Here is an 11,688-nt window from a genome sequence, read left to right on the forward strand (position 1 = left end):
AATTCCTGTCTTAAAACCAGGCGTTAGTCCCTTAAAATAGGTTACATTTTTTAAAGTTTTAAGAGACTTGTTCTTTATTGTCCTTATATTCCTTCTCCCAATAATCTGCATTTTTAATACCTAATGCTTTAGGATTGAAAACAGGATCCAAGCCTTGCTTTTTTTGTTTCTCGTAATCCTTTAGTGCCACAATAGCTGGCTTTGCCAGAATCACAATCGCGATAACATTTAGCCATACCATGATTCCTAATCCTACGTCTCCAAGTGCCCAAGCTAAGGAAGCCGTTTTAACAGAACCATAGAATGTAGCAGCCATGATGACAATTCTTAAAGCAAATGTTGCCCATTTATTGTTATTACGAATCAAGTAGGCAATATTTGTTTCGGCAATATAATAGTAGGCCATGATTGTAGTAAAGGCGAAGAAGAATAAAGCAATGGCAACGAAGCCTGCACCGAAGCCTGGGATCACGCTGTCAATGGCAGCCTGTGTGAACGCCGGCCCTACTTCTACTCCTTTTAGGTTTTCAACAATGAAAGAACCGTCTTCTGCTTGCGTGTTATACATGCCCGTGAACAAAATCATGAATGCTGTTGCTGAACAAACGAATAATGTATCAATATATACGGAAAATGCCTGAACCAAGCCTTGTTTAGCCGGATGTGACACCTCTGCTGCTGCAGCTGGATGCGCACCAGTTCCCTGGCCGGCTTCATTTGAATAGATACCGCGCTTTACTCCCCAAGAAATGGCCATTCCGATCAGACCACCAAACGCTGAATCTAATGCAAAAGCACTTCTGAAAATAAGAGCAAGCACGCTAGGAAGCTCTGAGATGTTCATCAATACGATAACCACTGATAATAGAATGTAGCCTAGTGCCATGAATGGAACGATAATTTGGGCTGCATTTGCAATCCGCTTTACTCCGCCAAAAATAATGAATCCTAATAAAAGAACAATGATAAGACCTGTAACAGCAGGATTAATCCCGAAAGCGTTTTCAATTCCTGCCGCGATGGAGTTTGATTGCACACCAGGCATAAGAATAGCCATCGCGACTAATGCGGCAAATGCAAACAATACAGCAAACCACTTCCAGCCAATCCCTTTTTCAATATAGTAGGCCGGACCACCTCGATATTGTCCATCCTGTTTTACTTTGTAAATTTGCGCAAGAGTTGATTCAATAAACGCGCTTGACGCTCCGATGAAGGCAATAGCCCACATCCAAAATACAGCCCCAGGCCCCCCAAATGCGATAGCCGTAGCTACACCAGCAATATTTCCTGTTCCGACACGTCCTGAAAGTGCAATCGAAAGTGCCTGGAAGGATGATACACCCGCTTCAGAGCTTTTCCCCTGAAACATTAGCATGATCATTTCTTTAATGTGCCTTACTTGCAAAAAACGAGTAAGAATGGAAAATATAAGTCCTACCCCAAGCAAGGTATAGATGACCGGTGTGCTCCACAAGATGCCGTTTAATCCATTAACAAATTGCTCCACCTAGATACTCCCCCTTTAATTGGTTTTATGTCCTTTCTCCTACATTATAAGTAGAAGCGGACAATTAAGACAACAATTTTATTTGAAAAGTTTAAATATTTTATATATTGAATATTTATACTATATGCTAAAGGAGCTTTTGAAGAACAAAGACACAGGTTTTAGTACTGAGATTCTGAAATATTTACAAGTAGTCTATAAATCAAGGATATAGGGATACTATTATTCTAAAAAAAGAGTATAACTAGTGTGAAAAATCAATTTTTATGCAAATGCTTTTATAGAGAAGCCGCTCGATTGGACGTCTTCTTCCCTCTTTCATCACCCTTTTGGTGAAAAGGGCTTCTATTGGATCGGTGATGCCTTTGTCGTTGATTATCTACTTTAACATGAGATATCCCTGATCACCTCCTCATAAAGAGGGGAGCATTCCCTGAACAGTTAAAGAGAAAATAAGCAGAGGCATTTCATTGAATAAAAGTAAAGCTCTATGGGGATCACAAACTGTAAGCCTAACAGTACCTTCCAATTCACCATTAGTCTGATAAAGCTATATTGAAATAAGTGCAGCCAAAGATGATTTCTCAATTTCTGAACATGTTTCCTGGCTTGGATCCTTCTCCGAATACCGTACTCTCATTACACAAAAGACCATGTTATTCATGGTTCAAGCATGTATATCAGGGACCATACGCCTCCTTTTTTTGTATAGCAAACTTTAAAGAACAGGGGCTATTTTTATTTATCTATTTTACTACCCCTGCTTTCCGTTTATTCAGACTTTCATCTTTTGAAAAAATGGGACTTTTTCTCTCGAGAACGATTATTTATCGTTCTCTTGTGGAAACATGTAGAAAATAAAAAAGGGAGGGAACAGCCATGTTTTGGCTACAGTTTCTTATCTTGCTTCTATGTATTTTTATTGGAGCAAGACTAGGTGGAGTCGGACTTGGGGTCATGGGTGGCGTTGGCCTCTCGATTTTCGTTTTCGGCTTTGGATTACAGCCGACGGAGCCGCCGATTGACGTTATGCTCATGATTGTTGCGGTGATCACCGCTGCCAGTTCACTGCAAGCAGCTGGAGGGATGGATTATCTCGTCAGCATTGCAGAAAAAGCACTTCGAAAAAATCCAAAGCATATCACATTTATAGCACCGATGGTTACCTATTTATTTACTCTTTGCGCCGGGACAGGTCACGTCGCCTATTCTGTGCTTCCTGTTATCGCCGAAGTGGCGCGTGAATCGAAAGTGCGGCCAGAACGGCCGATGTCAATCGCCGTCATTGCCTCCCAACAAGCGATCACAGCTAGCCCAATTTCAGCGGCCACAGTAGCGCTAGTCGCTTTGTTAGCGGATTTTAATATTAATCTAATAGATATCTTACTAATTTGTATCCCTTCCACTTTCATTGCTTGTATGATTGCAGCATTTGTTGCCAGCAAAATGGGGAAAGAATTAGAAGAAGATCCAATCTATCTGGAACGTTTGGAAAAGGGCATAACTCCACTTATTTCAGGGGAAAAAGAAATACATGTAACAAAAAAAGCCAAACTATCGGTCGCTTTATTTTTATTAGGGGCTGTTTTAGTTGTATTGCTCGGTTCCGCCGAATCACTCCGTCCCGGCTGGACCATTGAAGGTGAATTCGTAAGATTATCTATGCCCCATACAATCGAGATGGTCATGTTAACGATTTCAGCTCTTATTATTATTATTTGTAAACCAGACGTAGAAGAGATTGCTTCCGGTACTGTTTTCAAAGCAGGTGTCACAGCGGTTGTGGCGATTTTCGGAATTGCCTGGATGGGTGATACCTTCTTTAATGGGAATATGGCTTTAATTCAAGAATCGATTCACGAGATGGTTACCTCGGCTCCATGGCTGTTCGCCTTTGCTCTATTTATACTGTCGATCCTGCTGTATAGTCAGGCGGCCACTGTCCGCGCCTTAATGCCGCTCGGGATCTCATTAGGAATCGCTCCATCGCTGTTAATCGCCATGTTCCCAGCAGTCAACGGGTATTTCTTTATACCGAATTATGGAACAGTAGTAGCAGCCATTAACTTTGATCAGACCGGGACTACCAGGATTGGAAACTATATCTTGAACCATAGCTTTATGATTCCCGGCCTTGTCGCTACAATTGGTGCAGTAGGCATTGGACTGCTGATCTCCTCTCTCTTGTTTTAATTGTTCAAAAAATAAATTGATAGGAGGAATGAACATTGAATACTGATGAATTATTTCGCATAGAAAAAGATTTCCTTGGAGAAAAAAAGGTACCACTTGGCGCTTATTATGGTGTCCAAACCTTGAGAGCTGTCGAGAATTTTCCGATCACTGGCTACAGAATCGATGATAGCCTGATTAAGGCGATCGCTATCGTTAAAAAATCAGCTGCCCAAGCCAACCGGGATATTGGACAGCTGGATCCCAAAATCGCCGATGCTATTATAGAGGCAGCTGAGGAAGTGATAAATGGAAGTCTTCATGATCAGTTTATTGTCGATCCTATTCAGGGAGGAGCCGGCACTTCCATTAATATGAACGCTAACGAAGTAATCGCCAACAGGGCTCTTGAATTGTTGGGCGAACAAAAGGGATCTTATAAGATTGTTAGTCCTAACTCTCATGTGAATATGGCCCAATCAACAAATGATGCCTTTCCGACAGCCATCCATTTAGCAGTCATCTCTCAAGTAAATAAATTACTGGAAGTGATGGAGGAACTGTCCAACGCTTTTCATAAGAAGGCCGTTGAATTCAATCCTATTTTAAAAATGGGCCGTACCCATCTACAGGATGCCGTACCGATCCGTCTCGGTCAGGAATTTGAAGCGTATGCTCGTGTTTTAGGGCGGGATATTCAGCGCGTTGATGTGTCGCGCCAGCATTTATATGAAGTAAACATGGGGGCAACTGCTGTAGGAACAGGATTGAACGCTGAGCCTTTATATATCGAGAAAGTAGTCGGATATTTAAGAGAAAACAGCGGATTCCCTATCTTGAAAGCATCCCATTTAGTCGACGCCACACAAAACACCGATGCTTATCTTGAAGTGTCTGCAGCTCTCAAGGTATGTATGATGAACATGTCAAAGGTGGCGAATGACTTGAGATTGATGGCATCTGGTCCACGGGCAGGATTAGGAGAAATCACCTTACCAGCCCGCCAGCCCGGCTCCTCTATCATGCCAGGCAAGGTCAACCCTGTCATGGCGGAAGTGCTGAACCAAACTGCCTTCCAGGTAATTGGAAATGATCATACTATATGCCTCGCTTCCGAAGCAGGCCAGTTTGAATTGAACGTCATGGAACCCGTTCTTGTTTTTAACTTACTGCAGTCCATCAAGATCACAACGAATGTATTTACGGTTTTTCGCAAATACTGTGTGGAAGGCATTCAGGCCAATACCGAGCGGATGCAGGACTATGTTAATAACAGCGTCGGCATTATCACAGCAATCAACCCCCATGTCGGCTATGAAACTGCTGCCTCGATCGCCAAAGAGGCCATCGACACCGGCAAGTCTGTCAGGGAAATTTGTATCGAGCGCGGAGTCTTAAGTGAAGCAGAGCTCGACATTATCCTTCATCCATACGAAATGACCGATCCTGGTATTTCCGGACGCGAACTGATAGAAGTAAAGCGATCACTAGGCTTACAAACTAAGTCTCTTCCCCAGAAAGAGAATGACATTAACCCAGAATAATAATCGAGCCCCGCTTAAACATATAAAAGCTGTACCTGAGCGAATTCAGGTACAGCTTTTTTATTTCCAAATTAGGCAAAGAAATTCAAGCCCATTGGCAGTTTAAATCCTAAGTAAAGTGTTACGATCAGCAAAACAATAGCACCGATCAATACCTTGCTCGTATCTTTTCCCTTTTTCTTGCGGACTAGCACCATTTCCATTAGTCCAATTGTTAGGATACCAGCAAGCATCTTCATACCATACAGCATGTCATTAATGCCATGGTGTCTGATAAAGAGCAGCAAGCCAGTGATTAATACGAGAATATAAAACAATCTTAATGCCATATGAGCACCCGTAGAGTATTTGCTAACAGCGATAAAAAATAAGATAATCGCGATCACCCAAGTTGTAATATGTAAATGGGTACTGTTAAAAAATAAACTTTCCATGTCAGTCCCCCTCCTTTCTGCTTTTCTTTTCTATAGTATCATTTTGCTAGAAGAGAAGGAAATGTTGTGCCAAGATTATTGGACTTTGTTTGATAATGTGCCAATTTGTTCAATATTAATGTCAATGGTATCGCCTGATTTCAAAAGTCCTGGAGGATTCATTCCTTGTCCGACTCCTGCAGGTGTACCTGTAGCGATCACATCTCCTGGCTCAAGTGTCATCCCTTTTGAAAGCGTTGAAATAATTTCATCAATCGGGAAAATAAAGTGCTTTGTGTTAGATTGCTGGCGAACTTCCCCGTTCACTTTCGTTTCAATATTCAAATTGTGCGGATCTTTAATGTCGTCTTTTGTGACAATCCATGGGCCCATCGGACAAGTGCCGTCTAAGCTTTTTCCAAGGAAAAATTGCTTGTGGCGCTTTTGAAGATCACGCGCTGTCACATCATTAATAATCGTATAGCCGAAAATATAGTCAAGTGCTTCTTCTTTAGAAATCCCTTTCCCTTTTTTGCCAATAATGACTCCAAGCTCTCCTTCATAATCGAGTGCGTTCGTTAAGCCTTCATGGGAGGGGATTGGTTCATTTGCTGCAATCACAGCAGTCGGTGATTTCGTGAATACCATTAAATCAGTGGGGATGCTTTCTTCTCCACCCATTTCAATCGCATGATCACGATAATTTTTACCGATACACATAATGTTCTTTGATGGACGAGGAATTGGAGCGAGCCATTCTATTTCCTCTGCAGAGACAGCAGCGGCTTCCTTTTCCTTGTCTCCGGCTGTCTCAAGCCATTGCTTTGCTCGCTCCGTGAATTCTTCTCCAGCAGCAATGGCGGCAAGCAGTGTATCAGGCAGTGTTTTTTCACCTGTGATACTTTCTTCAAGTGACGGTAAGTTCCAAATCATATTTTCCATCTCTTCATATACTCCATATGTATCCCTTTGGTTAACACGATAGCTCACTAACTTCATCACTTTATCCTCCTTTGATGTTCCTCTGTTCTCTTTCTTTTTGAAATCCATAGGTAACTTTTCGCCATAAAGCTTCCATTGGTCCACGCTTAAACTTAGACAGCCAGAATTCCGATAAAATCATTTGACCAACAAAGATCGCTACAGCAATCCACACGCCGGTAGAAAGTTTTATTTGTCCGTATAGCCCTAATCCATAATGGTAAAAAACCAGCGTCCCAATCACCGATTGCAGCAAATAATTCGTTAAAGACATTCTGCCTGCCGCTGCAAACGGCTTCAACAGCTTGCTTCCATTTTTCATAGAGCTGATGCCAATGATAAGTGCCGCATAACTAACAGCCAGCAATGGGCCGCCAATCGAATCTTGGACATGTACATAAGCTAGATTAGGTTCAATCATATACGGCAGCGACTTTAACACGACACCGACTGCAAAAAAAGTAACGAACGTGATAAAAGCAGCAGCAGGGCGAGCCTGGCCTCTTGTAAAGATTCTCAGCTTTTGAGCACCCGCGCCAATTAGAAAGTGGGGGAAAATGGAGATGACCTGTGCCCACCAGACACTTGGTTCATTTCCTGTAAGCCAGTCTGCCACTCGTTGCTGAGTAATTTCAGCAAACGTCCCGCTTCCATAAGCAGCGATGGATTTCTCGATTCCGGCGATATCTGTCCAATGCACTGCACTTGTTGGGTCAACTGTTGCCAAAAGAATGAGCAAAATACCCAGAAAAGTGTTCGGCAACAGCAGCAAAATACTGCCAATGATAATTAATATTTTTCCAGAAAGCCGTAGAAACAGCAACAGAAAAAGTCCAAAAATGGCATAATTTATTAATATATCACCCGGCCAAATAAGAAAAGCGTGAATCATACCGATCACTAGCAAAAAGGAAAAGCGGCGAATTCCTACCGGCGTGAATGCCTGGCCTCTCTTTATTGCATTCTCCCGCTGCATAGCCGTGCCAAAGCCAAACATCATCGCGAACAATGGGTAGAAGCTTCCCTGCACAAAAATATCAATCCAGCGATAATGCCACAAGTTTTCCGGCTCTTTCCACCATTCATAAGGATCATAATAAAAATAAGGCGAATGAAACGAAATCATATTCACTAAAAAAATGCCTAAAAGAGCCAAACCTCGTAAACTATCTAATGTTATAATCCGCTCTTCCTGTTTCAATGGCGCTAACTGCACACTCTTCTTTCCCCTTTCTTCCTTATATCATCTTTCCCATCATATCACACAGCGCTAGGATCGCTCGACCATACAGAAGAAACCGCAGACAAATTACATAAAAAAGCCGTTCCAACAGCCAAGAGACTGAGAACAGCTTTTTTCAATTAATCTATCGGAAGCACATGGCCTCCATCAAAGAAGAACAGCAGCTTGTGGTCGACTTTTCGCTTCCAAATTTGTTCAATAGCCTGGGCATATAAACGGATTTGCACACGATATCGTTTCTCCAGAATGGGTCTTGCTTGCTCTATTCCCCCTGGAAAACGACCAGTAATTTGATCTGTCTTATAATCTAGTAAGTACAGCTTCCCATCTTTTTCAAATAAGCAATCAATGACCCCTTGGACTAATACAGCTTCCTCAGGACCTTGCCAGTCCGGATGAATTTCGCTAGCACCTACTCCCATATTGAACGGTATTTCTCTGTAGACCTTTTCTGATTCTAATAATTCTTTTCCGATCGGAGTACAGAAAAAAGAAACGATTTTTTCGGGGTTAACGGCAGCAGCTTGTTCGTCTGTCAATAACTCGCGAGAAACCAGAGTTTTTAGCAGCTCCATAATCTCCACTGCGTCTGGCTCTCTCTGAAGAGAAACATGCTGCATGACGGTATGGAGAGCCGTTCCTGCCTCAGCTGGTGTCAGTGTTTTTTCCTGCATAAACGCCGGCCGGCGAAAAATAGGCCGCTGATATTGGCGGGACAGCTCATTCCCTGCCCCCTCATTAAAAATTTCGTTCATGCGCTTTAAGTCGGAAACAGACTGCTTAGAGCGTAAATGGGTAGCAGGCTCATACTCATACCGCCAATTCATTCGCGCCTCTACTTCTGTCTTAAATGAAGAGAAAACAGGCACACGTTCAAAGGATTGTACTTTTTCCAACAAACTGCCGTTCTCTTCTGTCTGTTCTAGATCAGCCGGCTGCAATGTATCCGCACTGATCGTTTGAATAGTCCATTTAGATGTATCATCCGCAAATACAACCGGGCGACTTTTCACTGTTTTGGTATAATCCAGATGACGGACAAGCGCCGGACCGATCCAGTCAAAATAAGACTTAGCCGCCCCTCGTGAAGCATTATCTAAAATCCATTCTTCGTTCTTTGCGGCTCTTTCCCATTTAGCCGTTTCCTTGTCTGCATCTTTTACAGTGCCAAGTAAGAACAGCTTTTCTTTCGCTCTCGTTAAGGCCACATACAGTACGCGCATTTCTTCAGCAAGCAGTTCAAACCGCTTTTTACGCTTTAAGGCAAGCTGCGGCAGTGAAGGATAACTGATTCGCTTTTCAGTATTTACATACTTTGTTCCAATGCCAAACTCTTTATCAAGCAAGTAGCTTTTATTTAAATCGGTCATATTAAAGGATCTATTTAAGCCGGCGACAAAAACAAATGGGAATTCTAATCCTTTAGAAGCATGAATTGTCATTAAACGCACGACATCTTCCTGTTCGCTTAAAGCTCCTGCTTCTCCTAAGTCCTCCCCGCGTTCCTGCATCCGTTCTACGAAGCGCAAAAAGCGGAACAATCCCCGAAAAGACGTTTCCTCATATTGACGCACTCGATCGTACAAAGCTTGTAAATTAGCCTGCCGCTGCTTTCCGCCCGGCATGCCGCCGACAAAGTCGTAAAAATGAGTATCATGATACAACTGCCATATAAGTGAGGACAAGGCACCGTGACGGCCCAGCGAACGCCAGCCTGACAATTTCTCAAGAAACTTGCTTACTTTTTCATGCAGCTTCTCATAACGTGCTTCTGGACGGTTAGAGACAAACGCCTTCACCGCTTCATAATAAGAGCCTGACTTAGCAGCGAGCCGAATAGCAGCCAAATCATTCTCGGTGCAGCCCACGATTGGAGAGCGTAAAACAGCAGCCAGCGGAATATCTTGGTATGGATTGTCAATCACGCGCAGCAACGAAATCATCACAGCAATTTCTATCGTTTGAAAATAACCGCCTGAAACTTTTGCATGCAGCGGTATACCTGCCCGTTTAAATTCTTCTTTAATCACCCCAGACCATGTTGTCGACCGTAATAGAACGACGATGTCCCGGTACTCAATTGGCCGTTCCTTTTCCGTTTTCGGATCGTAGACAAGGTGCCTTGACTCAATTAACTCTCTAATTTTTCCGGCCATCCACCTTGCTTCCAGCTCAGATTGCGCTACATCCTTCATGTCGGAATCTTCTGCTTGTCCGACTGCTCCTTGATCAATAATCGCCACTTCAATCGGAAACTCCCTGTCTTCTGGATAAGCAGCTCCCTTTACTAGTTCCGCCTGGCGGTCGTATTCAATTTCTCCAATTTTTATATCCATGATCTGCTTGAATAAAAAGTTTGTGCCAGCCAGCACTTCAGCACGGCTGCGGAAATTTTGTGCTAAATCAATGCGCAGTCCGCTGTCATGGCCATCTGTTGAAAACCGTCTATACTTGCTTAAAAATAAATTAGGCTCGGCTTGACGGAAACGGTAAATACTCTGCTTTACGTCTCCTACCATAAAGACGTTGCCGTTTTCTTCCCCTCCGCTTTTAAGCAGCTGGATAATTGATTCCTGAACAATATTAAAGTCTTGATATTCATCAAGAAATATTTCTTTAAATTGCTCTTGGTAAGCGTATGCGGCTTCAGAAGGATGTCCATCTTCTGTTAAAATAGCGAGGGTTAAATGTTCTAGGTCACTAAAGTCAACAATCCCCTTTTCTCGCTTCACTTCTTGAAATCTATTCGTAAATCGCTGGATAAGACGGGCCAGGGCAGCGATTACGTCCTTCATTTCCTTCATATTGCTTACGTAGCTTTCCGGTTGACGAGAAAAGAAGTCTTCTTTCAGCTTTTCAACGATCTTCTTAGCTTCTGTCCGCAAGTACTTGGACTGTTCTTTCAGCTCTTCATCGTATTCTTCGCCCTTATAGCTCTTTAGTGTCTTAAAGCCTACCGTCTGCATTTCTTCATAAAGGTGTTGCCAAGAAGGAAGAGCCTCACGCAGCCGGCGAACCATTTGCTGCTCGGCCAGAAACATTTCTTCTCTCGGAACGGGGCCACCCGGCATTTGAACCATATCAAGACATTCTGTCAGCATCTCTTCTGCCGCTTCCAGCTGAAGGCCGATATAAAACTTTAAAATCTCGATAAACGGCAGGCTGTCAATCGTTTCAGCCCCCTCTTTTACATCATATAATTCTGAAAGCCCGTTCAGCCACTCGTCTGGATGAGGATGTGATTGGGCAAAATCATATAATATATGAATAATTTTTTGCAGTTCTTCATCGCTGCGGTCACTGGAAAAAGTATCAACAAGCCGATAAAACTCTTCATTGCCTTCTCTTCCGTACTCTTCCTCCATAAAGTCGTCAAGCACTTCTTCGCGAAGTAACGTTAATTCGCCCTCATCCGCAATTCTAAAAGCAGGATCAATATCGATTAAATAATAATATTTCCGAATCACCTCTAGACAAAAAGAGTGAAGGGTCGAAATTGGCGCTTTATTCAACAACGTTAACTGCCGTCGCAAAAGATGGGAGGATGGATCTTTTTCCATTTCTGCTTCGAGGGCCGTGCCAATACGGTGGCGCATTTCGGCAGCCGCTGCATTGGTGAAAGTCACAATCAGCAGTTCATCAATGTTCACAGGAGCTTCATCAGTCGTAATTTTACGAATAATCCGTTCTACAAGAACAGCGGTCTTTCCCGAACCGGCAGCCGCAGCAACGAGAATATCCCGTCCTTCCGCCGTAATCGCCTTCCACTGGTCATCTGTCCAGGAAACATCTTTCGGCTTATCCGGTATAATCAGCTTGCCCATG

At 43.1% G+C, this 11,688-nt stretch carries 7 protein-coding genes; 2 read left to right on the top strand and 5 right to left on the bottom strand.

The window, feature by feature from the left end; genetic code table 11:
• Nucleotides 1-58: 58 nt before the first annotated feature.
• Nucleotides 59-1,510 carry an alanine/glycine:cation symporter family protein gene (locus A8F95_RS12655; protein ID WP_065410823.1) on the bottom strand — a complete coding sequence of 484 codons (1,452 nt, stop codon included), beginning with the start codon at nt 1,508-1,510 and terminating at the stop codon, nt 59-61.
• An 879-nt stretch (nt 1,511-2,389) separates the two neighbouring features.
• On the opposite strand from A8F95_RS12655, the gene A8F95_RS12660 reads away from it, so the two are divergent.
• Both A8F95_RS12660 and aspA read left to right on the top strand, forming a co-directional pair.
• Nucleotides 2,390-3,703, top strand: coding sequence for an anaerobic C4-dicarboxylate transporter family protein (locus A8F95_RS12660; protein ID WP_065410824.1), 1,314 nt, complete (start codon nt 2,390-2,392; stop codon nt 3,701-3,703).
• A 35-nt stretch (nt 3,704-3,738) separates the two neighbouring features.
• On the top strand, nt 3,739-5,226 hold the full coding sequence (aspA, locus tag A8F95_RS12665) for an aspartate ammonia-lyase (protein WP_065410825.1): 1,488 nt from the start codon (nt 3,739-3,741) through the stop codon (nt 5,224-5,226).
• A 71-nt stretch (nt 5,227-5,297) separates the two neighbouring features.
• Here the strand turns inward: aspA and A8F95_RS12670 are convergent, their stop codons facing one another.
• From A8F95_RS12670 to addA, 4 genes are all read right to left on the bottom strand, one after another.
• Entirely contained in the window at nt 5,298-5,660 is a 363-nt protein-coding gene (locus tag A8F95_RS12670; protein ID WP_065410826.1) for a YisL family protein, read from the bottom strand.
• 75 nt (nt 5,661-5,735) lie between these two features.
• Nucleotides 5,736-6,638, bottom strand: a complete 903-nt coding sequence (locus tag A8F95_RS12675; RefSeq protein WP_065410827.1) for a fumarylacetoacetate hydrolase family protein — start codon at nt 6,636-6,638, stop codon at nt 5,736-5,738.
• A 4-nt stretch (nt 6,639-6,642) separates the two neighbouring features.
• Complete coding sequence (locus A8F95_RS12680) at nt 6,643-7,836, bottom strand: DUF418 domain-containing protein (RefSeq protein WP_065410828.1); 1,194 nt, start codon at nt 7,834-7,836, stop codon at nt 6,643-6,645.
• 146 nt (nt 7,837-7,982) lie between these two features.
• On the bottom strand, nt 7,983-11,687 hold the full coding sequence (gene addA / locus A8F95_RS12685; RefSeq protein ID WP_065410829.1) for a helicase-exonuclease AddAB subunit AddA: 3,705 nt from the start codon (nt 11,685-11,687) through the stop codon (nt 7,983-7,985).
• Nucleotide 11,688 lies beyond the last annotated feature (1 nt).

It is taken from the genome of Pseudobacillus wudalianchiensis, from assembly GCF_001685015.1.
Taxonomy (GTDB): Bacteria; Bacillota; Bacilli; order Bacillales; family Domibacillaceae; genus Pseudobacillus; species Pseudobacillus wudalianchiensis.